This is a genomic window from Comamonas sp. Tr-654 (genome assembly GCF_011752915.1).
In the GTDB taxonomy this organism is placed as follows: Bacteria; Pseudomonadota; Gammaproteobacteria; order Burkholderiales; family Burkholderiaceae_C; genus Comamonas.
Window position 1 is genome coordinate 1024893 of the sequence record NZ_VWWQ01000001.1, and the last position, 22864, is coordinate 1047756.

The 22864-nt window shown below is 55.9% G+C and carries 30 protein-coding genes, 1 tRNA gene and 2 pseudogenes; 16 read left to right on the forward strand and 17 right to left on the reverse strand.

Features of this window, described 5'->3' with window-relative positions; all coding sequences use genetic code 11:
• The first annotated feature begins 68 nt into the window (after positions 1–68).
• Complete coding sequence (locus F3J24_RS04630) at positions 69–518, forward strand: hypothetical protein (RefSeq protein ID WP_167003095.1); 450 nt, start codon at positions 69–71, stop codon at positions 516–518.
• A gap of 80 nt (positions 519–598) precedes the next feature.
• Here F3J24_RS04630 and F3J24_RS04635 read toward each other — a convergent pair whose 3' ends face one another.
• The 5 genes from F3J24_RS04635 to F3J24_RS04655 all read right to left on the reverse strand — a co-directional run bounded on the left by F3J24_RS04635 (position 599) and on the right by F3J24_RS04655 (position 5066).
• Positions 599–1195: a hypothetical protein gene (locus F3J24_RS04635; protein WP_167003097.1), complete on the reverse strand. Its 597-nt coding sequence runs from the start codon at positions 1193–1195 to the stop codon at positions 599–601.
• A gap of 642 nt (positions 1196–1837) precedes the next feature.
• Positions 1838–2200 (reverse strand): hypothetical protein, encoded by a 363-nt coding sequence (locus F3J24_RS04640; RefSeq protein WP_167003099.1) that lies wholly within the window; start codon positions 2198–2200, stop codon positions 1838–1840.
• Between the two features lie 422 nt (positions 2201–2622).
• A complete protein-coding gene (locus F3J24_RS04645; protein WP_167003101.1) occupies positions 2623–3246 on the reverse strand; it encodes an FMN-binding negative transcriptional regulator in 624 nt (207 codons plus the stop codon).
• A gap of 357 nt (positions 3247–3603) precedes the next feature.
• The gene (locus tag F3J24_RS04650) at positions 3604–3831 is read right to left on the reverse strand and encodes a hypothetical protein (RefSeq protein WP_167003103.1); all 228 of its coding nucleotides are present in this window, start codon (positions 3829–3831) and stop codon (positions 3604–3606) included.
• A 767-nt stretch (positions 3832–4598) separates the two neighbouring features.
• Positions 4599–5066 (reverse strand): hypothetical protein, encoded by a 468-nt coding sequence (locus F3J24_RS04655; protein ID WP_240154240.1) that lies wholly within the window; start codon positions 5064–5066, stop codon positions 4599–4601.
• 133 nt (positions 5067–5199) lie between these two features.
• Between F3J24_RS04655 and F3J24_RS04660 the strand changes: the two genes are divergently transcribed.
• The 5 genes and pseudogenes from F3J24_RS04660 (at position 5200) to F3J24_RS25120 (ending at position 7637) form a co-directional block, all read left to right on the forward strand.
• Positions 5200–5337: a hypothetical protein gene (locus tag F3J24_RS04660; protein WP_167003105.1), complete on the forward strand. Its 138-nt coding sequence runs from the start codon at positions 5200–5202 to the stop codon at positions 5335–5337.
• Between the two features lie 55 nt (positions 5338–5392).
• Positions 5393–5587 carry a hypothetical protein gene (locus tag F3J24_RS04665; protein ID WP_167003107.1) on the forward strand — a complete coding sequence of 65 codons (195 nt, stop codon included), beginning with the start codon at positions 5393–5395 and terminating at the stop codon, positions 5585–5587.
• A gap of 64 nt (positions 5588–5651) precedes the next feature.
• Positions 5652–5762 (forward strand): annotated as a pseudogene (locus F3J24_RS04670) (recombination-associated protein RdgC); the annotation flags it as partial.
• 76 nt (positions 5763–5838) lie between these two features.
• Positions 5839–6285: a hypothetical protein gene (locus tag F3J24_RS04675; protein WP_240154241.1), complete on the forward strand. Its 447-nt coding sequence runs from the start codon at positions 5839–5841 to the stop codon at positions 6283–6285.
• Positions 6286–7373: 1088 nt separating this feature from the next.
• Complete coding sequence (locus F3J24_RS25120; protein ID WP_370527722.1) at positions 7374–7637, forward strand: YMGG-like glycine zipper-containing protein; 264 nt, start codon at positions 7374–7376, stop codon at positions 7635–7637.
• A 388-nt stretch (positions 7638–8025) separates the two neighbouring features.
• Here the strand turns inward: F3J24_RS25120 and F3J24_RS04690 are convergent, their stop codons facing one another.
• Entirely contained in the window at positions 8026–8229 is a 204-nt protein-coding gene (locus F3J24_RS04690) for a hypothetical protein (RefSeq protein ID WP_167003113.1), read from the reverse strand.
• On the opposite strand from F3J24_RS04690, the gene F3J24_RS25125 reads away from it, so the two are divergent.
• The 4 genes from F3J24_RS25125 (at position 8223) to F3J24_RS04710 (ending at position 9879) form a co-directional block, all read left to right on the forward strand.
• Positions 8223–8684 (forward strand): DNA cytosine methyltransferase, encoded by a 462-nt coding sequence (locus F3J24_RS25125; protein WP_167003115.1) that lies wholly within the window; start codon positions 8223–8225, stop codon positions 8682–8684. The two genes, F3J24_RS04690 and F3J24_RS25125, sit on opposite strands and share 7 nt — an antisense overlap.
• 126 nt (positions 8685–8810) lie before the next feature.
• Complete coding sequence (locus F3J24_RS04700; RefSeq protein WP_167003117.1) at positions 8811–9332, forward strand: hypothetical protein; 522 nt, start codon at positions 8811–8813, stop codon at positions 9330–9332.
• Positions 9333–9341: 9 nt separating this feature from the next.
• Positions 9342–9587: a hypothetical protein gene (locus F3J24_RS04705; protein WP_167001620.1), complete on the forward strand. Its 246-nt coding sequence runs from the start codon at positions 9342–9344 to the stop codon at positions 9585–9587.
• Between the two features lies 1 nt (position 9588).
• The gene (locus tag F3J24_RS04710; RefSeq protein WP_167003119.1) at positions 9589–9879 is read left to right on the forward strand and encodes a hypothetical protein; all 291 of its coding nucleotides are present in this window, start codon (positions 9589–9591) and stop codon (positions 9877–9879) included.
• Here the strand turns inward: F3J24_RS04710 and F3J24_RS24895 are convergent, their stop codons facing one another.
• From F3J24_RS24895 to F3J24_RS04740, 7 genes are all read right to left on the reverse strand, one after another.
• Positions 9880–10158, reverse strand: a complete 279-nt coding sequence (locus tag F3J24_RS24895) for a tyrosine-type recombinase/integrase (protein WP_370527715.1) — start codon at positions 10156–10158, stop codon at positions 9880–9882. It lies immediately after the preceding gene.
• An 11-nt stretch (positions 10159–10169) separates the two neighbouring features.
• A complete protein-coding gene (locus F3J24_RS04715; RefSeq protein ID WP_240154243.1) occupies positions 10170–10904 on the reverse strand; it encodes a hypothetical protein in 735 nt (244 codons plus the stop codon).
• A gap of 511 nt (positions 10905–11415) precedes the next feature.
• Positions 11416–12960 carry a hypothetical protein gene (locus F3J24_RS04720; RefSeq protein ID WP_167003121.1) on the reverse strand — a complete coding sequence of 515 codons (1545 nt, stop codon included), beginning with the start codon at positions 12958–12960 and terminating at the stop codon, positions 11416–11418.
• Positions 12961–13019: 59 nt separating this feature from the next.
• A complete protein-coding gene (locus tag F3J24_RS04725; RefSeq protein ID WP_167003123.1) occupies positions 13020–13157 on the reverse strand; it encodes a hypothetical protein in 138 nt (45 codons plus the stop codon).
• A gap of 677 nt (positions 13158–13834) precedes the next feature.
• Positions 13835–14428, reverse strand: coding sequence for a hypothetical protein (locus F3J24_RS04730; RefSeq protein WP_167003125.1), 594 nt, complete (start codon positions 14426–14428; stop codon positions 13835–13837).
• Between the two features lie 172 nt (positions 14429–14600).
• On the reverse strand, positions 14601–14936 hold the full coding sequence (locus tag F3J24_RS25130; protein WP_370527716.1) for a DUF1799 domain-containing protein: 336 nt from the start codon (positions 14934–14936) through the stop codon (positions 14601–14603).
• Positions 14937–15096: 160 nt separating this feature from the next.
• Entirely contained in the window at positions 15097–15237 is a 141-nt protein-coding gene (locus F3J24_RS04740; protein ID WP_167001622.1) for a hypothetical protein, read from the reverse strand.
• On the opposite strand from F3J24_RS04740, the gene F3J24_RS04745 reads away from it, so the two are divergent.
• Both F3J24_RS04745 and F3J24_RS24900 read left to right on the forward strand, forming a co-directional pair.
• On the forward strand, positions 15227–16162 hold the full coding sequence (locus tag F3J24_RS04745) for a PhzF family phenazine biosynthesis protein (RefSeq protein ID WP_240154244.1): 936 nt from the start codon (positions 15227–15229) through the stop codon (positions 16160–16162). The two genes, F3J24_RS04740 and F3J24_RS04745, sit on opposite strands and share 11 nt — an antisense overlap.
• A gap of 377 nt (positions 16163–16539) precedes the next feature.
• Positions 16540–16764: pseudogene (locus F3J24_RS24900) on the forward strand (SRPBCC family protein); the annotation flags it as partial.
• A 319-nt stretch (positions 16765–17083) separates the two neighbouring features.
• Here F3J24_RS24900 and F3J24_RS04755 read toward each other — a convergent pair.
• Positions 17084–17983, reverse strand: a complete 900-nt coding sequence (locus F3J24_RS04755) for a LysR family transcriptional regulator (protein WP_167003127.1) — start codon at positions 17981–17983, stop codon at positions 17084–17086.
• A 97-nt stretch (positions 17984–18080) separates the two neighbouring features.
• Here F3J24_RS04755 and F3J24_RS04760 point away from each other — a divergent pair, with 97 nt between their 5' ends.
• On the forward strand, positions 18081–19049 hold the full coding sequence (locus F3J24_RS04760; RefSeq protein ID WP_167003129.1) for a tripartite tricarboxylate transporter substrate binding protein: 969 nt from the start codon (positions 18081–18083) through the stop codon (positions 19047–19049).
• A gap of 130 nt (positions 19050–19179) precedes the next feature.
• Here F3J24_RS04760 and F3J24_RS25135 read toward each other — a convergent pair whose 3' ends face one another.
• From F3J24_RS25135 to F3J24_RS04775, 3 genes are all read right to left on the reverse strand, one after another.
• Positions 19180–19572, reverse strand: coding sequence for a hypothetical protein (locus F3J24_RS25135; protein WP_370527717.1), 393 nt, complete (start codon positions 19570–19572; stop codon positions 19180–19182).
• A gap of 273 nt (positions 19573–19845) precedes the next feature.
• A tRNA-Met gene (locus F3J24_RS04770) sits at positions 19846–19922 on the reverse strand.
• Positions 19923–20106: 184 nt separating this feature from the next.
• Positions 20107–20289: a CsbD family protein gene (locus F3J24_RS04775; RefSeq protein WP_003053637.1), complete on the reverse strand. Its 183-nt coding sequence runs from the start codon at positions 20287–20289 to the stop codon at positions 20107–20109.
• A gap of 502 nt (positions 20290–20791) precedes the next feature.
• Here F3J24_RS04775 and F3J24_RS04780 point away from each other — a divergent pair.
• The 3 genes from F3J24_RS04780 (at position 20792) to F3J24_RS04790 (ending at position 22382) form a co-directional block, all read left to right on the forward strand.
• Positions 20792–20971: a hypothetical protein gene (locus F3J24_RS04780; RefSeq protein WP_167003133.1), complete on the forward strand. Its 180-nt coding sequence runs from the start codon at positions 20792–20794 to the stop codon at positions 20969–20971.
• Positions 20972–21201: 230 nt separating this feature from the next.
• The gene (locus F3J24_RS04785) at positions 21202–22089 is read left to right on the forward strand and encodes an SPFH domain-containing protein (protein ID WP_205244600.1); all 888 of its coding nucleotides are present in this window, start codon (positions 21202–21204) and stop codon (positions 22087–22089) included.
• Complete coding sequence (locus F3J24_RS04790; RefSeq protein ID WP_167003135.1) at positions 22086–22382, forward strand: hypothetical protein; 297 nt, start codon at positions 22086–22088, stop codon at positions 22380–22382. The genes F3J24_RS04785 and F3J24_RS04790 overlap by 4 nt, the downstream gene beginning before the upstream one ends.
• The last annotated feature ends 482 nt before the right edge of the window (positions 22383–22864 follow it).

Here is a 22864-nt window from a genome sequence, read left to right on the forward strand (position 1 = left end):
GTATATGCGGATTGAGCAACTGCAAGTCTCCCTATCGGCTCTGATACAGTCCCTTTGCAGCAGGGAACATGCAGACCACTATGGTCACACAGGTAACATCGAAGCCGCTCATATTTGCCCGTCACTTGATCGGCATGGGTATCGTGGCGCTGGCCAACCCGCTGATCTACTACAGCGATCAACCAGCATTTCGTTGGCTGGAGACTTGGGCAACTCCCATCGTGCTGGCGCTGGTTGCCTATGGCCTGTATGCACTGTTCCTCACTCAACGTGCAAAAGCTGCATGGCCCAAGAGTTTTTTCATACTCGCCTGGGTTCTGTTGACCATGCTTGTGGCCGGTCCATGGATAGACAAGTTTCGCTCCAGTCAGGACGTAGCGCAGGCTCGTCAATCAGCGTCGGCTGCTCAGGTTGCTCCAGCGACCACGCGCCCCGCGAGCCAAGCGGATAGCGCGAACCAAAGTGCAACAAGTGAGGACAAAGAGTGGTGGAAAAAAGGTTCCACCCCCCTGAACTAGTTCTTCTTGCACTGCTTGCCATCTGGGCCCGTGTATGTGGCCCTGCAGGAAGTTGAGCAAAGGCTGCTCTGCCTGCGGCGTCATTGGTGATGACGATTCCGGCTGACGGCTGCTGCCCCCCCCATCCTCCTCATTTCCCCGGTTCGCTCATTGACCGCACCCAGGATGCTCTCGGTCTTGTTGCCTTGGGCGTCTGTTCCACCCTGAAGCGCGACGGCCTTCCATATGTCCGAGTCCTTGCCTGAGTAGGCGCGAATCTGGGCAGCTATCGCGGCCAGCTCTTCGGGAGTCTTGGCATTGAGCAGTGCATCCTGCATTTGCCCCATCCGCTCAGCAGCGCGGATCTGCGGCGCGCGCAGGCGCTCATCGTTGGTGATTCGCTGAGCATCCAGCTGGTTGCGCTGAGCCCCCAGGGCCAGTTGACCAAGCCCCAGCCCGATCTGCCCTTGGGCACGGCGATCAGCACCAGCCTCGGCCATGGCCGAGCGACGTAGCCCTGCATTAACCTCATTGGTTCGCATCCTCATATCAGGCTCTTTGCCCTGTGCAGCCAGGTCGGCGCGACTTGCGTCGATGAAATTCTGCACGGCCGCATTGTTTGGCGCGCCTCGACTCCTCAGGCTGGTTTGGCGGCGGACGCTCCGAGCAACCAACTGATGGACGGCGTGTACAGCCATGAGCGCGGCCAGTACAGCGACCAATCTGGCGGCATGGGCTTCCCGGCCGGTTTCACTGGCAAGCCCAACGCGAGGAACTTGGCTGCTGCTGACAATCTGGCGGCTTCCAATGCAGCACCGGCTGCTGCTGGCAGTGCACCGGAAGAGGCCGGCTTCGGCTTGCGTGCCCCTGCCGTGGCCCACAGCGGCAACGACTGGGCAGCGCGCCAGCGGCTCAAGGATCTGGGAACTTCGGCCAGCTCGATCATGAACACCCAGCGCTGGGTGGGCAGATGCGTTCGGGCTCACAAGAGCAGGATTGGATGTACCCCGGCCGGCGCCAGCAGAGAATGTCGCGGGTGGAGAGGCAGCCAGCGATGCAATTGCCGCTGGCGAAGCTCCGCCATAGAGTCCTGCAGCAATGGCAGGAGCAGCATTGACCGCGCGGCCAGCGTTATTGACAGCGGTGGATGCAGCATTGAGTCCGCGACTGATCGCGCCGCCGGTTGCTGCAACACGCCCTACTCCACCCAGCCCTGGCAAGGCAGCCACGGCATTGCCCACGTTGCGCCCCACTTCGGTATTGCCCCAAGAGTCCTGCGAGCCATCAGCGGCAGGCGCCTTGGGTCCACCGGTGGGGATCTGGGCCAATGCATCAGCGCGCTAGCCTTCCGTCATGCCAGCTGGCGCTGGTGTGGGGCTGGCCGTGGGCCCGCTGGGTGGCGCGCTGCTGAAACCGCTGTTGCCCGGCAGACGGTTGCCAGGGAAAGTATTGCCCGGGCTTGGGGAGGCACTTGGCGCCAAGCCCAGGCCGGGCTGCCGCAGCTGGTCCTCTGGCGCGCCGCCGTTGGCAAAGAACACTTCGGGCTTGAGCCCCAGCTGTGGCGCGGCCTTGGATAGTGGGCCGCTGGCGCGCGGGGCATTCAGCCCGTATGCAGCCACTGGCGTATGCGTGGCATCGGCCGCAGTGATCAACCGCGTCTGGCGCGGGTTAAACCCGTCTCCAAGCCGAGTGAGTCGGTACACGGAGCAAGCAGGCCGGGCATGCGGGCAAAACCTTCATGTTCAAGCCGGGGCGATTTCAAGCAAATCGCATTCGGGGACTGCGCGCGGAAAGAAGTGCAACGCGTGAGACCAGAGCACTGCTGAATCGATGCCAGCGAAAGCATCCCAACCAGGCAGCCGCGCGCTGCAAAGGAGAACACATGCGAGATAAATAGGCCAGATGGCCCGGCCCAGCCCCTGTCAGTCACAGGCAGGCGTAGAAAGCCGCACGAAAGCCGGCACGGGATCAAAGTTGGCCGATGGTTTGAGGAGTCGCCCGCCCTCTTACACCAGATGACGCCGCCACGCGCACATGACTGCGAAAGCAGCGCCAGCCCCTGAGCGAGATCAGGGGCGCAAACCAGAGCGTCTTGATTCAGGACGCTGCGGTTTGTCCGAGCTCTCTAGGGCTTGATCAGCCGGGAGACTGCGGCTGCACCAGGTCCGGGATCCTGAGCCAGTTGCTGAACCAGACTATCTCGATCAGCGGCCGTGCGCTGCTGGGATAAAAATCGCTTGCCGCACAGGTTTTCTATATCCAATTCGAAGCCGATGAGACGCGCCGCTACAGACTCTAGGAACTCTGGGTCAGCTTGAGTGGGTGACCATGGTTCTTCCCGCGATGCCTCTTGGGAATGGGCTAAGGCATTCAGGTGCTCGCGCATCCACAAAGCATCATCTATGAATCGGATGCGGCCTTGCGCTTGAACCGCCACGTAGTTCCAGCTTGGGGCATTACGACCGCTTTTCTGCCCGTTGATATACCACCGGGGCGAGATATAGGCATTCGGGCTTTGAAAAACGGCAGTCACTGTCCTAATGCTGGGGGCCTTTGAAAATAAGTGATGACTCCGGCTCACATGCCCTGTGAGCCTTCCAAGTGGGCCCGCCTTCACCCACAGCAGCGGCAGCAGATTGATTTCCACTTCGCCAGCACCTTCCGCAATCACTGTTGCAAGCGGGTAGTCATGCATAACCTGCTGCAACTCGCTGACCTCAGTCATGGAAAAAAGCGGCTGTATGTACATACGGAGTGGCTTTCATGAAGTGAAGCAACAAGTGTCGAGCAATGACACGCATCCCAAAGTCACCTCTGCGCCAGTTCGAACGGAAGCCATTGTGAGGATGCTGAGTACACCCGGGAAACAGAAACGCTGCGCGAGCTCGGCTTCATCGACTAATCCATGCCTGCCCTGAGCGGGATTTCTTTTTACCGGCCACCTATGAGGTGGCTTTTTTGTGCCTGGAGATTCTGAAATGTGGGCGTTTAGCCAACATGCGGAATGCATGTGCCTCCCCCTCAGGGCTAAGCGGGGCAAAAAACAAAAGCGCCGTCATCCGAGGGCTCTTGTCTTTTGTCTCAAGGAGCGTCCAAGGATTGATTGCTACACAGGGCGCGGCGTCAGTGATGCTTTGTGGTCGCCGGCGTAGCCGAAGGTCGGAGCGAGCTCCATCTCGGGAAACCAGATGTCTCCAAGCTCATCGTAGGTCGGTTCGAAGAACCAATAGGCACGCCCATCGGGATTGATTGCCCACCAGCGCGCCAACACCGGGGCTTGCCTCCAATTCACACCGCGAAATCCGAGACCCTCATCTTGATTGTTCTTCTGCATATTCATCCACTGCACACACATAGAGACTGTCATCAGCCTAGCGCAGCGAATACAGCGTGCGGCGCGGGTTAAACCCGTCCCCAGTTCGAGGTAGTGCATCTCAACCAGGCAGCCACGCGCGGCGAAGGAGAACACAAGCGAGAGAAATAGGCCGTTCGACCCGGCCCAGCAACCACTTAAAGCACTCGCCAGCCCTGGGCGACACCAGGGCCATCCGGCGTGACTACTCGAGTAGGTACGGCAGCACAGGAATTCGCCTGGGCTGCCGGCAATTGAGAACTCGGCGCATCCGCGTCGTGGCGACAGTGGTCACGCCAGATGGCCCAGTATTGGATTGATCGTAAGACCCTCCCGCCGCAATGCCCTCGACATATGTGCAATTCGTAGCAAGCATGTAGCTAGCAGCGCACTCCTGTTTAAGCTTATTTAAAGGTATCGCGGTATTCAATAGCACCGCAGCCGGGCTTGGGCTTTGCTCCTCCCTCCCTCTCAAACTGTTCCCCAGGCGCGACCCGAAAGGTCACCGGCTTTTTCCTTTATCACAAGCAGTTCCATAGATAACGTAGAACATCCATCAGACCTAAAAATCACCGAATACAGATTACGCCGGGCCTGGGCCTCTTTCCTCCCGCCCTCTCTCAATCATTCCCCAGGCATGACTCGCAAGGTCACCGGCTATTTATTCAAGCCCGCAGCAACCGCTCGCGGGCTTTCTTTTGTGATCACGAGTGCTTTTGCAAGGTACTGAATCTTGAGCAGTGAAATGCCTACAGTGCGCCCCACAGTTCGACAAGACCTACCAAGTGAAACAGCCCAATCACAAGACAGATACCAGATGACACCAGCCAGAAAGTCTGCGTGTTTGCAGGGAACACCGGTTTGAGAAGTGGGGAAGCAACCGCCCGCGCCAGATACACGGCACAGATAGCGGTCAGAGCGAGTTTGGTCAGCGGCAGAGGCTCAATGACGCCAGCCCCGCCCAATGCGTAACCCGCCCAAATGAACAAAATCATTGCGATGAAAAGCGTTATCAATGCTGGCCGAGGTTTTCCTTGCTCGGCAGCGCGGACCATCCGATCACTCGCTCCCATCACCCGGTATGCAGGAGCGCCAATTGCGATACACGCCAAGTGAGCTACTGCGGCAAACGCGCTCAATGCGCCGCCGACGACTAGCGCGATCGATCCCAAACTCGACATAGTTTCCCCCCGTTGATTTTGATGAATTGCCAGCATATCAAGTCGCTATTCCCGATTGATCACGGCGACTTCAGCGGCGCTGATAGAAACCTGACCACCTAAGCACCGCAACTCAACTAAGGCCCGCAGCACCCGCTCGCGGGCTTTTTCTTTGCCCACAGGAGACCCCATGCATTCGACTCCACCTACTGCCCACAACACAAAGCTGCTGCTCGCGGCGCAATGGGCTCTCACCGGCTTCGGCCTGTTCTGCCTGGTCGACGCGGTCCTGGTGATGGCACTCACGCCGGAAGCGTGGCCCGTCTGATCATTCAAATTTGATAGCTGTTCGCGCTTTCTGAATAAGCGCTAGGAACGAAACCATGACAAAGCTGCTTGAAGCCCTGATCTTGATCGTTGCCATCTGCTTGGGTCTGGCCTGGCTGGCGGTGCCAGATGCCCAGGCCGATGAACCCCAGACCATCGCCCAGAACCTGCGCGACGAGTTTGCCTGCCCAGGCATGCATGCCGAGTGGCTGGACGAAAAGACCGTGCAATGCCTGAAAGTGCTGTCGTGAACGCAGCGCCCTCTCCCGCCCCATCTGCTACCACTCTGGTGGCTTTCTCTTTTCTGGAGTCCTGATGTTCAAAAGCATGATCATTTACCGCATTGCCGAGAGCTGGCAAAGCGATCTGCAGGCGCTGGAGGATGCCCTGCAGAAGACAGTTTTCGAGGAGGGCGGCGCCACGCAGGCCTCGCTGGCTGCCAGCGCCAGCAACTGAGCACCTATTCATAGATTTGCATGAATCGGGCCGCGCGCCCATATCAATGAATGATCCGCCCGCCGACCAGCGGGCTATTTCTTTGGAGGCTCCCATGAGTATGACTTTCGTGAATCACAACGGCGACCCCATCACCGATTCCCGCATGGCCGCCATGCGAGCTCAAGGAATGGAGCTCGAGCGCCAGCGCCGCCTGGCTACCAAGGCGGATGCGGTGTCCGTGCACAAAGGCTGGCGCGTCTCGGGCATCAAGCCCGGAATGCTGGAAGAAGCCAAGCAGGCGCACGAGCGGCTTTGTCAAATGGCGCAGAAGGCAGGCGGCAAGCCGCCGGAGCCATTTGATGAGGCTGCATGGCTGCGCACCGCCAAGCGCACCGTAGTGCGCAGCAAGCCCTCCCCCCTTCAAGAGGCCGCCCTGCTCTGCAAGAAGTTGGCCGCCAAGGCTGGGTGGCTAGACGTCCAGTTGCAGGAGATTAAAAAGGTGGTGGCGTGAACACTGGCCCACTCAACGCGTGGATAACCTGTACCAGACGTACAGGACAGCGAGTGCAATCAGCTGCAACCCAAAGAAGTCTGCGATGTAAGACATATGCATCTCCTTCACTTCACGGATGAATCCTCAGGCTCTGTTTTATGGCCTTGGCGTAAAGCGCAGACCCCTGTCACGTAAACCTTTGGCAAATCCCCGACTCCACCGACTCCAGACCTTCACATTGACGAGCAGATTTACACAGCCGCAATGCGCTCTTTACAGTGCGGGAATATCGTAGGAGGCATCGATGTAGCGCTCTTCGCTGAGTCTGGAGTACGCGATTCGATAGATGCGGAGCACGAACATGTCTGTATCACTTTCTCCTCGCAAGATGCGCTGGCTTCTCGCTGGTGCTCTTCTCCTGGTCAGCGCAGGCCCAGCCCTGGCGCAGCACGGCGGCCACGGAGGTGGCTTCTCACATGGTGGTGGCCCAGGCTATGGAGGTCATTGGGGAGGTGGGGGCCATCGCATGGATTCGGGCCACTGGGCCTACCGTCCCGGTTACGACGTACACCGCTTCAGCCAGCCGAACTTGGCTCGTTGGAGCGGCGGCCACTGGAGCCAGACCTGTTGGGGCGGACGCTGTGGTTGGTGGTGGGCGACCGGTGGTCTATGGTATTTCTATGCTGCACCGGTGTATCCATACCCACTAGTGGTGTCGCCCATCACTTACGCAGCGCCGATTTACGACCCGGCGTACTCGCCAGATATGAGCGGGCTAGCACCGCAATCGAACTTCTCATACTACTGCGACAACCCACAGGGCTATTACCCCACGGTGCCGCAATGCAACACGCCATGGCACGAATCCAAGACGCCGGCGGGTACTCAATGAGCAATGCACGGCTCGTATTTGTCTTTCAAAAGAGTCGACGATCATGACACTCACACTCACACGTTCATTGGCTCTCGCGTTGCCGTGCACGCTGGTGCTCATAGGATGCGCAACGCAGCCCATGGGCCCTACGGTACTGGTGATGCCGTCGCCGACCAAACCATTTGAAGTGTTCCAACAGGATCAGGCGATGTGCATGCAATACGCACAGTCCATGGTTGGAGGCCAGGCCCAGGCAGCAAATGAGCGCGCAGTGGGATCAGCCGCTGTAGGTGCAGTGCTCGGTGCCGCACTGGGTGCTGCCGTTGGCAACCACCAGGGCGCTGGCATAGGGGCCGCGGGAGGCGCGATTGTAGGTACCAGTGCCGCCGGGCCCGGAACGTCCTATTCACAGGGGACAATCCAGTACCAGTACAACAACGCATATTTGCAGTGCATGTACGCCCGTGGCAATCAAGTTCCAGGGTATAGGAGATGAAAGCTGCTCGAGCTCGCCGTGATATTTCCTTGGGAAATTGAAGGATGACATCAATGGCTGCCTGCCTCCATACCCTTCAGGCATATCGCAACGAACTGTTGCCAAACGACCTTCATGCTGATTGGAAAATCATCGTTGACAGGGTTCGTGCGGCCTATGACAAGAAGCCGGAATCGGCGATACAGCTGGAGAACGCTCGCCAGCACGGGTTCGGATTTGTTCGCGCACTCGCGGCAACTGGGCTTGTGACTGCGGCTGGCAAGGCCGACCTAATGGAGCTATTGCTATACCCCAGATCGTCTTGCTGACTACAAGGATCCTTAGTCCATAGACGGCTCGCTGCTCACCATCGCTTCAGCCGACGCCGGCCCGGACGACCAGTCACTACCTACCACCAATCACAGCCCGCCACTGAGCGGGCTTTTTGCTTTCTGGAGCCATGAAGCCGGCGTACTACAACGAAATAGACTCGTTCGCGGCCCAGTGGCTGCGCAATCTCATTGCCGCCGGACACATAGCGCCCGGCGACGTTGACGAAAGGAGCATCGAGGATGTTCGAGCAGATGATCTTGCCGGATATGGGCAATGCCATTTCTTCGCCGGCCTCGCTGGCTGGCCCCTCGCCCTGCGCATCGCACGTCTCGCCAGTGCGCCAAGCATCTGGACCGGGAGCCCCCATGCCAGGACAACAGCGTCGCCGCAGCCATCCATGGCGGGCGTGCCGGCCTCTCAGGTGCACGAAGCGGACTGGCTCACACTTGGCTCGACCTCATCGCCGCGCGCCAGCCCCAGGGCATCTGCTTCGAGAACGTCCCGGGCATCAACCCGTGGCTTGCCGAGATCACCAGCCGTCTGGGACAGCTTGGCTACCGAGTGCGCAGACCCGAACGATCGTCTGCGGATGTTGGTGCGCCTCATCTGCATCGGCGAGTGTGGATTGTTGCCGACCGTGGTGGCCAGGGACTTCCGAGCCCCGGGCGACCCGAGGTCAGCCCCTCCCGGAAACGTTTTCATCACCAGTGCCGGCAGAACTCGCCCGATGGATGATGGGCTTTCCTCCAGTGCATGCCTACGGAAACGCCATAGATCCCTGGGCTGCTGCTGAAGCGATACGCAGCTTCTATTGACCAACACCCCAGCCCGCAGCCGCGGGCTTTTCTCATTCTGGGAGCCATGAATATGCAAGAAAAGAAGCAGGTCACCGCAGCAGTCGATTCACGATTGACAACGGAACGCGATACCCATTTCTTCCTGGCCGGGTGGAACGGATGTGTCCTCGCCCTGGATGCACGTGCGCATCTCAAGAACGCCGCGAAGTCTGCCCCCGTACAACCAGCGCCAGCGGCTACCGCTGCGCCTGAACGCTGGTGCCCTGATGTGTGCCCGATCACAGGCCACAAGTTTTTCATGTGGGTTGAGCACTGGAAGACAAGGCAGCACGTCCCGACTTATGGCGGCCCATTCGACAGCTACACCATTCCTGTTAGAGACGAAGACGGCACCTATCACTGCGAGCGCTTTGACCACGATGCCGGCCCCTGGCGCGATTGGGAAGACGTAGGCCTGATGCTGGTTGATGATCAATCTTTCGTAGTCGCGCCCGCCAACTCGCGTTATGACGAAATTCGGGAATTTGCCCAAGCAGAGCCCGGCGACCGCGCCATCCCGGCTCGTGCTGCCGTCGGTACCACATGAGCCTCGTAAATGAGCAAAGCTCTTGGTTTTGGAGACCACAAGACAACCAGCGCCAGCACCGTGGGCCTGCCAGAAGACAAGGCCTACATAGCCCACCACTTCACCTGCTGCGCGGCCGGCTTATCCGGCGGCAAGCAGGCGCGCTGCGGCGATGGCCAGCAGCTCTGGGATGCATACAACCAGGCTGTAACGGATTCGCAGCCTCAGAACAACAGGAAGACCCGAGCCGAGCTTAACTCTGTACGAGGAACTTGAAATGACTCAACAAGACACCGCCATCGCCATCGCCATCAAAGAATTGACGTCAGTCAACGAAGATCTCAAGGCCCAGGTGGACACGCTGGTTTATGCGGTCAAAGCACTTTGCGTCCAGCACGGGGGACGGCTCAATCGGCAACAGTTTGCAGACAGGCTCGGCATCCATCGCAACACACTGGTCAAATTTCTGGCCAGAGACAGATCCATGCCACGCCCCGGTGATGACGGTAAGTGGATGCTCACGGAAATCATTGACTGGGAACTTCGAACCCGCAAAAAGCGCATCTAGCTAGGCGATGCCCTCGAGCCGATCAGCGATCTGATCGGCCGTCGGGTTGTAATAAATCATCGCCCGCTTCGGATCGGTCCAGCCAAACACCTTGCACAAGTCGAGCACGTGCAATTTCTGAGCCATGCGCGTGGCGGCGGTGTGGCGAGAATCATGAAAGGTGAATCCCTCCAGTCCTGCACGCCGGCGGTTTCGCCTGAAGAGCGCATCAAGCACAGATGCATCCATCGCGAACACAAATTCGTCGCCGCGCCCCCGTATGCTTTCCAGGTTGCGCAATGCAGCCCGCGTCAACGGAACATTGCGGCCCCTCCCTGTCTTCGTCTGCCCCCTGTGTAACACGCAATAGTTCGTCGCACATCCTTCCAGCGTAGCTTGGTCACCTCCCCTGCTCTCATCCCGGTCTGCAGGGCAGCAATAAAGCATCGAGCCGCGACTTGCTTTGCCTTCGTCACGCCTCCTGAGCGCGACCACTCCATCTCTCTGAGCATCTTGCGAATTTCGACGCCATCAATGACGCGCTCCCGGCAATGGGGTGTGGATGGCTTGCTGACATCGGTCATTGGATTTCGACTGATCCAGTGCCATTCCTTTCTTGCAAATTCCAGCACGTTGTTCACCAACGCCATTTCGCGCAGCACGGTCGAGTCCTTGACGGATCTTCTGCGCGCGTTCTTCCACTGAATCAAGTCCTGCTCATCGAGCTCTGCAATTTTTCGGTCCCCGGGCCATTTGGGGTGCTTCGATGTAATGGCCTCAATGCGGATCTGCTCCCAGCGCCAGCCACGCTTGTCGGGAGACACCTCTTCCTTGTACTTGAGCATGGCGTCGTTGAGGGTCTTCGTCTCACCATGCAACTTGGCGCCAGCCATCCCACCTTGGGCCGCTGCCCTCAACTCCACAAGCCTCTTCGCCCCCCATTCCAGGGCCTCTCGCTGGGTATTGAAAGTTGCGCTATCGCGCTTTCCGTCAAACTCGACCTGCTGACGCCATTTTCCGGATACCGTTTTGGTGGGCTTTCTCATGGTGATGTGGTGCAAAAAGTGGGCGGAATTGGGCGCTGAGAGCGTGCAAAAGGTGTTTTTTGCTATCACTCCACGCCCACCCACAGAGCATAAGTCGTTGATTTATATAAATAAGTGCAGCTATTGCACAAACTCAAAATCACACCGATTCATGTCTCCGGCACCAAAATAGCTAGGTTTCATGCGGATTCCTCATGAAACCTGGGACAAAAAAGGGGCAGCTTTTTTAGAAGTTGCCCTTTTTTTTCGTCTGCAGCTAAAGTGCAGCAATGCTTGCAGCTACCTTCCTCTGCCTTGTCGTGGGCATTCAGACGGCGACACCCTGACCGTCCACTGCAGAAAAAGCGGCCAACAAAGATTGGCGGCACGATGAGCAGGTGAGAATTGTTGCTCCATTACCCATCGCTTCAGCCCTGCTGTGTAGCACGTCAGACTACTCCACATCCAGGTCGGAGAGCGCGCCACTGGCGTTATCGCAACGAATAGTGCGCCCCCCCGAATTACGCCATCTCTAGCTGAGTTGCAGCAGTACCGCACTTAGAGCTGGAACGTAGCAGGTCAGCGCATTCCCGCTAGACGTCAGAGTGTAGGATGGATTAGGGATAAAACTACCATTTATGGCTACTGTTCCCCCCTGAATATTGACCCCTCCTGTTGCACTAAGGGAAGGGGCGGTTGCTCCAGCTGAGCGTTGGGTCATTTCGATTAGACTCGCGCTGGAAATATTCTTTGGCAGATTAAGTGCCACTTTCATATTATTGGTTGAGTCCTTGTTATTTAGCACGATGTTGAGCTTTCCATCGGGTGAAGAGACGGTATATCCGGTGAGGTTTGGCACATCTTCAGCTAAATTAGTCGCTAGAAGCTTACCTTGACCAGCAAGTGTGAAAAGTAGAATGCCATAGTACTCAGGTCGTGCCTCTACGACATTGCCATTGGAATCATTCGCAATAGGTGTGTAGCCAGCGCCATCTCCTCCTCCATGAAGGTTCACTCCCACCGCGCCATACTGAGCGCAATTAAAAAGGAAGTCTATAACCCAGAGTGAAGAAGCATAGCTATTCGATACACCATGTGCTCCCCCACCAGAGAAAGAGTTGCACTCACCTATGCGATAAGGGATACCAAGAGACTGGGATCCAGTCTGTAGATCCGCTGCAATGCTGCCCAATTTATCATCTGGTGTAATCAGGAATTCTGCTGTTGAGGTAGGAAGCTGCCCATTGGCACGGTAATAGTGTTGTGTCAAAAGGCTTATTTTATTCTTAGTGGCATATTGTCCAAAGGGAATCGTCCAACTGGAGACGTGACCGTCTGATGCTGGCCCCGTAATGCTGACGTTAGGCGTGAGATCAAGAATGGCTTGACGATAATCGGACCATAGCGTTTGGAACTTATCCAGAGACCAATTTCCAGCATAATATTTTCCATCCTCACCGTACAAATCACACTCGTTGCCAATTTCAACCCCCAGTAGGGATGAACCTAAGGCCTTGCTAACATATGCAACCTCTTGGGCTGCGAGGGATGGCGAGGTCGAGCCGGAGGCTGAGCCTCCCAAATTGACTCCATAAAGGCATTGCCAGCCAGATGCTTTCAAAAATGCGGCGAGCGCATCAACGTCAGAAGGTGCAGTCTGGCTTGAGATCCGGCCAACTCCGTTAGGAACCCAGACGTTTTTATCAACAGAGTTACCACCAATACGTAAGACGCTAGGCCCAAGGCGTCGGAACATGCCAAGCAAGTTCGTATTCGCCCCCGAAAAAAGCCGTTCGTGAAGAGCTGCTTTTTCATACGACAGCCCTGCAAAGCCAGAGCCGATCTCGCCGATGCTTGCATCATTGACGGACATGGTCGTGTTAAGTACGGGGCCAGAGGGGCTTGGCTGCGGGTTCGCCGAACCACTACCACTACCACTACCACTACCACTACCACTACCACTACCACTACCACCACCACTACCACTACCACCACCACCACCACCACATCCGCTTAGCCAATAAGTAGCTGCGACTGCAGTTGCTCCTTTTAATAGCTCACGACGTTTTTCAAACATTTGATTCTCCAATATTTAAAATTTATCGGGCTGCCATTTATCGATAGTTATTTTGATTTTCAAATAAATGCAATGGTGAATATACAGTATTTTTCCAGTTCAGAAACTCCTTTGAACTGGATTTCATCTTGCCCCATGGACTGGACCAAGCCCGTTGTTGGATAGGCGCGTTGGACTACTACCAGAATGGCCAGCATAACCAGCGCTGCCCTTGCGTCGCGCTAAGCTATATGAGCCATGCGGGACCCGCCGACGCTTCACTATTTCCCAGATTGACTCTGTTGTGATTGACATTCTTTGAGATGAATTCCTATAGCGTGGCTATCAGACTGTCGTTACCCATGAGGAGATTTGCGAGCATGAGCAAATCTGGATCATCCGAACGCACCAGTCGATTGGCGGCCCTGCACTCCCCTTATCCGACGCCGCACCGTTTACCCAAAAAAAAGCACCCAGAGATATACAAGCTGGAAAATATCCACGATAGCAGCCCATGGTTAACCGAACAACAAAGGCCCAAGGCGTCATATTTGCGGTTCCCCGCCCACACTGCTACGCGCACTCGGGCGATATGGCTTTCCCAATGAGCGCATCCTGCCTGGCAGCGCCAGCGACCACGTCACAGAAGAAACTCACTCAGCCTGGGGGCTTGTGATCACGACTCAGCGCGGGCTTGTTTATTTCGGGCTAGCGTCAGCAACCGTTGTGCGCTCGCCTGCACCGTTTTGAGTTACCTTGCGTTTTCGCCGGCGCTCAGCCTAAGAGGCAATCTAAGCAGCCTAGGCTTCGGGGCTTAGGCTTGCGCACGTGTGAATTCAGGGCATCCTATTGGGAAGATGCACAGTTTGGGCCGCCATTTTCGAGTAATGCCGCATTAACAATGCTTTGTAGCTTTGATCAGGGCAATTACATCTTTGGAGAAAATTTCAACCGACTCCTTGGAAAGCGTAGTATAGCCTTTGTCGCCTGTAACTCTAATCACTTGGGACTTGGCTACAGCGAACTGCTGCAGCTTTTCATAGTCAACCGGGTCAATTTTGAAAGACCAGTTTTCCATTACTCGCCCATCGTCCGTATCGCGCTTTACACCTTGCGCAGGTGCATCTTGCTCATAGACAACATTGCCATCTGCCATAAAAGCGACTTTGTTCATGAAAAGCCATGACTTAGCGTGCAGGGTAGGATTCAGCACTGCTACGGCCTCCATGCATTGCTGAGCAACAAGCCTCATATCAATAATCGCGGCCCCGCTTTTCGCTGTGTATTTAACGGTCATTTCTTGAAAAGCGGTCATTGGCGGTGTTAGGTGGTCAACTTTTCTAAACCCGTCTTTCATGCCGCTTAAAAATATTTCACATTTCTCGCCTGATGGCACGAAGCACGCTTGGTAATTTGTAACTCCATCGCTATCTGCTTTTTTTGTTCGTTTGAACAAACGCTGAAGTGAAATCTCTACGCCAGTCTTCAATTGAATATGCAGGTTTCTGCACCGACTCGGGGATTACGTCTTGCAGCTGAGTGCTGGGTTGTGCAACTACCTCTTGTTTTCCACACCCCGATAGCATTGAAGCTGCAATGAATGGCACCGAATGCAAAAAAATCTTCATACCCTCTCCTTTTTTATAATCAGGAGTGGAATGCTACCAAACGCTATTGGCTGGAATCTTCAGCACCGCCAGCTCCATCAGCTGCACACCGGAAAAAAGGTGCTCCCATTCGCTTTTGTCGTCATCGGCTGCGCGGTCCAGAAGTGGATATAGAGCTGCATACCCCAGCCCAATACGCCCGCCGCCCCCTACTCGACCCTCTGCCTTGCACATCACACAAAGAGGATGTGCCCGGGCCTGCGCCATTTGCAGCCATAGCCGCGCTGTGCCGCTGCCTGGTCGCCGGTGTGCCAGCTCCCTGCTGCATCGTGGGCACGCGCTTGGTATCACGCATTGAAACGTTGCTCTTGGGGTTTGTAGCCTGGCCATTGCATTGACATGTGCATCAACACTGTTAGAACGAAATCCCTAGATATCACACAAGGGTTTCCACCCGGCAATCTCATCACTTCATGACCGCCCCATCCGCACACAGTCTACAAGCGCGTTGCCACACTTTCCTCCGGCACTGGAAGGCCCACAACAACGCCTAGCCCTGCTGCTCCACAGTCTTCATGGCGGCATTTGCCGCGCCGGCCTTGGCTTTGGCTGCGCCAATGTCCAAGGACCCAGCCATGGCCATCACCTTGCCGCTGGCGGGGTTCACCCCCGAGCGCTCCATGGCACGCATCGTGGCGTCGCCTGGCCCGACTATCATGCTCAGCGTAGGTATGGCAGTGCGAAGTCAGCAAGCGCAGCTGCAATTCATTCACCAACCAAAGCCCGCAAAATTCCCCTTCGGCCTGTTCACAATGCAACTTCCCATCCATATAATTGACGCATTCACATCCGTGCAGTTCCAAGGCAACCAAGCTGCGATTGTCTTGCTGGAAGATTGGCTCGCGGCCCCCACACTCCAGGCCATCGCAACGGAAAACAACCTCTCCGAAACTTCCTTCCTGGTTTGGAGCCCCGCGCGAAATGCCTTTGAGATTCGGTGGTTTTCTCCGCTCAAGGAAATCGCATTCTGTGGCCATGCAACGCTGGCCAGCGCATTCGTTCTCTTTGAGGCCAAACCAGAGCGCCGCAGCATCACATTCTGGGCTGCGGCGGTCGGCGACATCACCGCAGTACGAGAAGAAACGGGGCGCATCGTCATGACTTTCCCACGCCGAGATGCACGACACTTGGGCGAGGTTCCGGTTGCCCTCCTCGAGGGTCTAAGCCCGTCGCCCGACCATGTCTGGGTGAACCAACAGGCTTATATAGCCGTATATGCATCCGAAGCCTGCGTGCGATCGGTCAAACCCAACCTTGAACGGCTCAAATCCCTGGGCCCATTGGACGTGGTGGTTACGGCGCCTGCGGACGTTGGTGCTCCCTACGACTTTGTCAGCCGCTATTTCTGGCCAGCAAACGGAGGGGATGAAGATCCGGTTACCGGCTCCATACACGCAGCACTGGCGCCATACTGGTCCGAGAAGCTGAATAAGAATGTCTTGATTGCGCACCAGGCATCACAGCGAACAGGCGCCCTGTTTTGTGAGGTGACCGATTCAAACGTTAAAGTGGCCGGTCACTGTGCTCGTTATTTGACAGGCACGATCACAATCTAATAACGCTCGTATGGAGTCATAGTTTTAAGCAGTTGTTCTCCAATTTCTGCTCCCAGTGAGAAGCCGCCACTGGGACTCAAACCCATGCTTAAGGCCACTCAGATACTGGAAGGCATCGTTAGCGACTGCTTCCGTCGAGTGGAATTGGCCCTCAAAATATGCGCGTCTCCGTTTCCTCCATCATCGCAAAGCCAACTGATATGCTCTTCTGGCTTTCTCAGGACTACACACGCAGACTCGAGTGGGATAGATATCTTTGCGAGGCATACCTCCTTGGGGGCAATGAAACTGCAGCGGTTGGCATCAAGTCTTATTGCAAGAATCGACGTGGCTCAGTCCTTGAATCAAAGTACTAGCGTTTCCCCCCTACGCACGCCGCGGTCCAAATGACCAAGGGGCCATGGATCCTTAGCAATTTCGGTGGGACATGGCGCTTTAAACCACTGCAGGACGGAAAGACAGAAGTTCGCTTTGTCTACAACTTTAAGGCCCGTCCTGCTCTTCTAGGATGGATCATTGAACCATTGATCGCTGTGTTCTACCGAAGAGATATGCAGCGTCGTTTGGATGCTTTCACGAAGTGGGCTCAAGCTATAGAGTAGCCCTCATTTGACGTACTTCAGTATCCCCACTTCACTTGTATTCAGAGTCCAACCTCAATGATTGCTCAGGGTCGAACGATTCCGCCTGTGTAATCAAAGCGGCCCCTCTATTTCGTGCGCGACCAACCGCGCAATTGAGTGTTCGTGCCTTTGGCTGAAGCAGCCTCAACGGCTGGTGTCAGTGACTACCGCCATTCAGGTCCTGGGTCCTGAATAACTCAGTTCAGCCAGATTCGCAATTGAGAGCTTCTGGCAAATTGCAGGCCAGTGTGTTTGGACCTGACGCCCCTCTTCTGAGTGGAAATCGACAGCGTGGAATTCAGAAATCCACATGGGCTGCGAGCAAGCGAGTCTTCAGAGATTCAGCGGCAGGACTAAGCACGCGCCCTCGCTTCTTTATCAAGCCTAAAGTGCGCCACAACTGAGGCTCGGTCAGTGGCACACCACGGATCTTAGGATGACTCTCTGGCAGTGCAAGCTGCGGAATGGCGGCCATGCCCAACCCGGCCTCCACAAGAGCGAGAGCGCCGGTGACGTGGTTGCATTCGTACCAGGCCATGGGCTGATCCGGCAAGCCTGCCATGACTTGGTCCAGAAGCAGGCGGTTGCTGCTCTGATGCGATACCGATACGAGGCGCTCTCCGGCGAGTTCGGTCCATGCAATCTCTGAGCGACATGCCCATGCATGACTGTGCAGCATCGCCAACACGTATCGCTCACGCGTCCAGGTCTCGAATTGGATTCCGGGCTCCTGGCTTCCAGTAAAGCTCACGCCGAAATCTGCTCGACCTCGTACTACGGCATCCAGGACATGGCTTGCATTCTCGTCAATGACATGGACTTGGACTTCTGGATACTCGGCAGCAAAGGCACGCAATGCATTAGGCAGAAGATGGTTTGCAACCGATGGGATGCAAGCCACTGTCACCGATCCCCGACGAGGTAGGGTCTGATCGTTAACCCGCTGCACTGCAGTCTCGAGACCCTCCAATGCAGCACGCGCTTCAGTGAGGAACTCTTGGCCAATTGCGGTCAGCTGAACATGTCTGGTTGTGCGCTCAAGCAGCTTGGTTCCCAAAGCGTCTTCCAGGCGTTCAATTCTTCGACTCAACGCCGGCGCTGATAGGCAAAGACGCTCTGCAGCGATGCGAAAGCTTGAATTCTCTGCAGTAGCCACAAAGGCCTGCAACTCGGAGATATCGAATTTAATGCGCCTCATGCAATAGTCTACTCATATCTTGCAATTCACAGAATAGTCTCTGAAATTTACGATGATCGCTTAGACAGAGTTGATTACGACTCGACCAGGAGACAACATGCAAAGACGCCCTCTCGTCCTGGCTGCCGCATTGGCCGCCTGCCTGCCGCTTGCCGGCGCCCACGCCCAGGAATTCCCACCCAAAAGGCCCGTCACCATGGTGGTCGGCTTTGCCGCAGGGGGCTCGGCGGACATCGCGGCACGCATCATTGCCAAGAAACTCGGCGAAAACATCGGCCAAAGCGTGGTCGTAGATAACAAGCCTGGCGCAGGCGGCAACCTGGCACATGCCCAGGTCGCCCATGGAGCCACCGATGGCTCTGTCTTGTTGTTTGGCTCCATCGGCCCCTTGAGCATCTCACCTCACTTTATGAAAGTGAGCTACGACCCTCTCAAGGATCTCGCTCCCATCACCATGGGCGTGACCTTTCCCAATGTTCTTGTCGTGCCTGCAAGCAAAGGCATCAAAACCTTGGGAGAGTTTGTCGCTGCGGCCAAACGCGAGCCGGGCAAGCTGGACTTTGCCTCCACGGGCCCCGGCTCTGCAGCTCACCTGGCAGGGGAATTGCTAAATGACATTGCCAAAATCGATACGGTTCATATTCCCTACAAGGGCGGAGCGCCGGCTTTGCAGGACGTGCTGGGAGGACGCGTGAGTTCTTTCTATGCGGCGCCACCTACAGCACTGCCGCATATCGAGTCCGGCAAGCTCATTCCGCTGGCGACCACCGGTCTGACACGCCCGGCCTACCTGCCCAATGTACCCACCGTTGCAGAGACCTATCCCGGCTTCAACGCCACCAACTGGTATGCGTTCGTTGCGCCTGGAAAAACACCCAAACCATTGCTGGACAGATGGAACGTCGAACTCGTAAAGGTACTGAATGCGCCTGACGTGCGGGCCAACCTGCTCAAGCACGGTCAAACTGCGGCCCCTACCTCACGTGAAGAACTGGCCAAATTCATTTCGACAGAGAATGAAAAGTGGAGTCGCATCATCCGTGAACGAAAAATCACGGCAGATTGACTGAGCTGCCAGTTGACTTAGATTGCCAAGTCCCATCGCAAACAATGGGTCTGCGGAGTCGGCCACTAAACTCAGAGGCTGCCGCTCAGTTCCGTCGCAAGGCGACTTGCAGGACTGGATAGCTTAGATGCTAGTGCCACTGGCCCTTAACCCAGAACCAGTTGCCCAGGTCTCCGCGCCATATCCAATGACCAGGAACCCAGTAATGGGTCGGGCTCGGTGCTGACGGTCTGCTTTCGACGATGATCTGCGGCATGGGAGGGACTGCACTCGCCACCCAGTGGCCTTTATGCCAAACCCACTGGTCTCGCTCCCAGCGCCAGTACCCGTTCACCCAGTGCCACCCTGGCGACGGCGGTGCGCCTCGCTCTTCAATGATGAGTTCAGGCATCACGCGCTCTTGAACATGAACCACTGCTGGCCGTGGATGTCGCTCGGGGGCCACGATGCACCCCGTCAAACCGAGTACCGACAGCAATCCCAGAGAAACCAACCCAACCGAGGAGACCTTCCTGAACTTCATTCGCCAACCTCACTTGCTGTAGAACAGTGACACCTATTCTGCATGTTGTTTGACCCGTTGGAGGCAAGTAAAGCAGGCTGTCAAGACAGCAACACCCGCAAGAGCACCGGGCCACAAAAAAGCCTCGGCGCGGTGACCGAGGCTTGGGAATTAGCGCCAGGGTTCAAGCCATCTTTCAGTGCTTCAACCTCAACCCTGCGACACGCATCTTGCGTTCAAGATATGACATTCAGATAGCAAAAAGCCCCGACCGTTTCCGATCAGGGCTTTGAGTGGTTGCGAGGGCCGGATTTGAACCAACGACCTTCGGGTTATGAGCCCGACGAGCTACCAGACTGCTCCACCTCGCGATATTCCGCGTCGGGGGCCGACCACCATTCCTAGGCGCCAGCTTCTTTCCCCGACAGAGCTATTCTAGCACACATGTATAAATTCACAGCATGAATCTTTATTCAGTGGCCGACACCATGACCAGAGAATGAACACAGCCCGCTGGCGTACCAAGCGGGCTGTGTTCATTGCAACCTGAGAAGCTTACTTCTTGGCTGCGTCGTGAATCGCTTCCTTCAAGTCCCCTGCTTTCTTCTGGGCAGTGCCTTGAACCTGTTTTGCGATGCCCTTGGCTTCCTGTTCAGGGCTGTCAACGAGTTCACCAAACTTCTGCTGAACCTTACCTGCTGCGTCCTTCAACGTGCCCTTGACTTGATCAGTATTCATGATGTTCTCCTTATGAACAAGGCCACGAACTGCGGCCTTGGCTCAAAGGTAAACGCTGTGAGAGTTGACTGCCGTGGGACTAGTTTGGGCATCTATGTGGTAGATACCCTTACACGTTATCAATTGCTCACAACGGCAAATCCAAACAAAAGTTCAAGCAGGTACGTGCGAACCAGAGCACTGCTCAATCGATGCCAGCGAGAGCATCGCGACCAGGCAGCTATACGTTGCGACGTAGATTAGATTTTTAGATCGCGCGCGAGATGGCAAGATGAATAGACCGGATAACCAGGGCCGAACACTGCCAACCACAGGCAAGCGTGGAAGCCGCAGGAAAGACGGTGCAGGATCATCGTTGGTCGTTGGTCGTTGGTCGTTGGTTTGAGGAGTCAGCCACACGCATATGACCGATATGACCGCGAAAGCGGCGCCTGTTCCTGGGTGAGATCAGGGGGCAAACCAGAGCCTTCGCGCAGTGCTTTGGTTTGAGTAAAGTCAGCCAATGACACGCATCAACGCCACCGAAATATGGGAGCGGCACGGCTACAAGATCGAACGCATTGAGCGGGACATGGGTGTGCCCCAGAGCAATATCTATGGGCCTGACGGCGTTCTGCTGATTGAAGTTGCTGAGTACACCCAGGAAACAGAAGCGCTGCGCTACCTCGGTTTCATCGATTAACTTATGCCAGCCCTGAGTGGGATTTTTTTCAGACGCCCTTGAAGCGGCTTTATTGTGTCCGGAGATTTTGAAACGTGAGCGTTGGGTCAGCCTGCGACGTGCTTATACCTTACCCCGCAGGGCCACACGGTCAATTCGAAACACATGCAGGGTTTGAAACTGGATCCTTGCATACAGAGCTGCAGTTTGTTTCAATCCTTCCTTTATAGCTGCGAAGGAGGCGGCTCGATTTGAATTTATTGAATAAGCACAAAACCAGTTTGTTAGCGGTAGCTGCCCTCTTTGTATTAGGAGCATGTGGTCAAAAAGTGGAGGTTCCGCCTGCACATGTTGGCAAGATCATGACCAAAGACGGCTATCAGGAAAGCTTGATCCCTACATCCAAATTTCGCCTAGGCCAGTGCTGGGCATACTGTGACCGCCTGGTCCTGCTGGATGTATCAGACAAGGCCTATCAGGAGAGCATGAACATCTTCATACCTGAAGATAAGCTGAATCTGGAAGTGACTATCCGCGCGACCTTAAGCATTAATCCAAAGAAAACGGCTGAGCTGTTCAATGCTGTCGCGCCCACAGAGGTGACGGGAGATATCTCCACTATTGCAAACGAGCAGGTGTATCGCACATATGCCAGTCAAATCATTCAAGCCGAGGTACGCGAATACCTGAGCAAGCTCTCTATCAGTGAAATTGCTTCGAGTAATGAAAAGATCAACTCTGATTTGCGGACACAGCTTGGCAAGGCCATCGAATCGTTGACCCCATTCTCTGTTCGCTTTGTGGGCATCACCAATCTGAAGTACCCCAAAATCATCACGGATGCGCAGGAGTCAGCTGCAGAGCGCCGCGAAGCGATCCAAAAAGAAGAAGCCCAGCTGGCGATTTCCAAGGCGCAGTTAGAGCGCGAATTGCAAGAAGCCCGTCTGCAGCGAGCGATTGACAAGGAAAAGGCGGAAACTGAAGCCATGTCTCAAACGGTGCTGGCTCAATCCGTAGACAGTCGGGTTCTTCAGTTGCGCAAGCTGGAAAATGATCGTGCCTGGATCGAAAAATGGAATGGTCAATTGCCCACCACAACGTTGGGTGATGCGGTTCCCATGGTGAGTATTGGCAAATGACGCTGCTCTTCAACCTTCTGCCTTTCGTGATCGTGGCAGCAGGTCTTGGCTTGAGTTGGAGGCTGAAGAAGGTTTGGATCCTGCCGGCAACGGTAGCGGTCCTGTTTGTGTATTTCCAGGCACAGCCTTCATACTTGCCCAAAGGCGCTGCCACTCGCTCAGAGCTTCCTGCACTCCCTGAGTCCAAAGCAAAAATTGAGGACCGCCTCAGCAAGCCTGTTTCTGGCGACGAGCGGGACCAGCGCATGCGAGATGCTGTACAGAAAGGCTTGGATTTCAAGCAGCAGCACTGACCCCGTTACTCGCCCGACAAAAGCGCCTCAATGAGGCGCTTTTTTATCAACCAACCAAAGATGGCGCTCACCTCGGAGACGAAAACATGAGCAACTAGCCAGCATGCGGCAACTATGGCGTGCCTTCGCAAAGCTAAGTGGAGTCATCCTGCGAGACTACTGGAGCAGGTGGGGCAGCTTGGGAGTACCCCGGGGCGAGCGTCGATTGAGAGCGCAGTGCAGATTCAGCGTCGTGAGCGACAGTGGCCATCCCAGACAGCACATCACCACTTCTAGGTAAGCCAAACTCGTCTTGTTTGCCCTGGAGGCCTCAAGCAGAATTCGACGCAATCCAACAGTTTTGCCGAGCCTGGGCCCTCCCTCCCTCAACCAATTTCCCCAGGCATGACCCGCAAGGTCGTCGGCGCTCTATTCAAGCCCTCAGCAGCCGCCCGCGGGCTTTTTCTTTGTCCCAATGAAATTCCACGCACGCCACTCGCAAC

Coding starts and splice junctions, on each gene's coding strand:
- F3J24_RS04630 (WP_167003095.1), top strand. CDS start 69: ATGCAGACCACTATGGTCACACAGGTAACATCGAAGCCGCTCATATTT.
- F3J24_RS04635 (WP_167003097.1), bottom strand. CDS start 1,195: ATGGCTGTACACGCCGTCCATCAGTTGGTTGCTCGGAGCGTCCGCCGC.
- F3J24_RS04645 (WP_167003101.1), bottom strand. CDS start 3,246: ATGTACATACAGCCGCTTTTTTCCATGACTGAGGTCAGCGAGTTGCAG.
- F3J24_RS04650 (WP_167003103.1), bottom strand. CDS start 3,831: ATGCAGAAGAACAATCAAGATGAGGGTCTCGGATTTCGCGGTGTGAAT.
- F3J24_RS04655 (WP_240154240.1), bottom strand. CDS start 5,066: ATGCTGGCAATTCATCAAAATCAACGGGGGGAAACTATGTCGAGTTTG.
- F3J24_RS04660 (WP_167003105.1), top strand. CDS start 5,200: ATGCATTCGACTCCACCTACTGCCCACAACACAAAGCTGCTGCTCGCG.
- F3J24_RS04665 (WP_167003107.1), top strand. CDS start 5,393: ATGACAAAGCTGCTTGAAGCCCTGATCTTGATCGTTGCCATCTGCTTG.
- F3J24_RS04675 (WP_240154241.1), top strand. CDS start 5,839: ATGAATGATCCGCCCGCCGACCAGCGGGCTATTTCTTTGGAGGCTCCC.
- F3J24_RS25120 (WP_370527722.1), top strand. CDS start 7,374: ATGGTTGGAGGCCAGGCCCAGGCAGCAAATGAGCGCGCAGTGGGATCA.
- F3J24_RS25125 (WP_167003115.1), top strand. CDS start 8,223: ATGCCATTTCTTCGCCGGCCTCGCTGGCTGGCCCCTCGCCCTGCGCAT.
- F3J24_RS04690 (WP_167003113.1), bottom strand. CDS start 8,229: ATGGCATTGCCCATATCCGGCAAGATCATCTGCTCGAACATCCTCGAT.
- F3J24_RS04700 (WP_167003117.1), top strand. CDS start 8,811: ATGAATATGCAAGAAAAGAAGCAGGTCACCGCAGCAGTCGATTCACGA.
- F3J24_RS04705 (WP_167001620.1), top strand. CDS start 9,342: ATGAGCAAAGCTCTTGGTTTTGGAGACCACAAGACAACCAGCGCCAGC.
- F3J24_RS04710 (WP_167003119.1), top strand. CDS start 9,589: ATGACTCAACAAGACACCGCCATCGCCATCGCCATCAAAGAATTGACG.
- F3J24_RS04715 (WP_240154243.1), bottom strand. CDS start 10,904: ATGAGAAAGCCCACCAAAACGGTATCCGGAAAATGGCGTCAGCAGGTC.
- F3J24_RS04720 (WP_167003121.1), bottom strand. CDS start 12,960: ATGTTTGAAAAACGTCGTGAGCTATTAAAAGGAGCAACTGCAGTCGCA.
- F3J24_RS04725 (WP_167003123.1), bottom strand. CDS start 13,157: ATGCTGGCCATTCTGGTAGTAGTCCAACGCGCCTATCCAACAACGGGC.
- F3J24_RS25130 (WP_370527716.1), bottom strand. CDS start 14,936: ATGGCCAGGCTACAAACCCCAAGAGCAACGTTTCAATGCGTGATACCA.
- F3J24_RS04745 (WP_240154244.1), top strand. CDS start 15,227: ATGGCACGCATCGTGGCGTCGCCTGGCCCGACTATCATGCTCAGCGTA.
- F3J24_RS04740 (WP_167001622.1), bottom strand. CDS start 15,237: ATGCGTGCCATGGAGCGCTCGGGGGTGAACCCCGCCAGCGGCAAGGTG.
- F3J24_RS04755 (WP_167003127.1), bottom strand. CDS start 17,983: ATGAGGCGCATTAAATTCGATATCTCCGAGTTGCAGGCCTTTGTGGCT.
- F3J24_RS04760 (WP_167003129.1), top strand. CDS start 18,081: ATGCAAAGACGCCCTCTCGTCCTGGCTGCCGCATTGGCCGCCTGCCTG.
- F3J24_RS25135 (WP_370527717.1), bottom strand. CDS start 19,572: ATGAAGTTCAGGAAGGTCTCCTCGGTTGGGTTGGTTTCTCTGGGATTG.
- F3J24_RS04775 (WP_003053637.1), bottom strand. CDS start 20,289: ATGAATACTGATCAAGTCAAGGGCACGTTGAAGGACGCAGCAGGTAAG.
- F3J24_RS04780 (WP_167003133.1), top strand. CDS start 20,792: ATGACACGCATCAACGCCACCGAAATATGGGAGCGGCACGGCTACAAG.
- F3J24_RS04790 (WP_167003135.1), top strand. CDS start 22,086: ATGACGCTGCTCTTCAACCTTCTGCCTTTCGTGATCGTGGCAGCAGGT.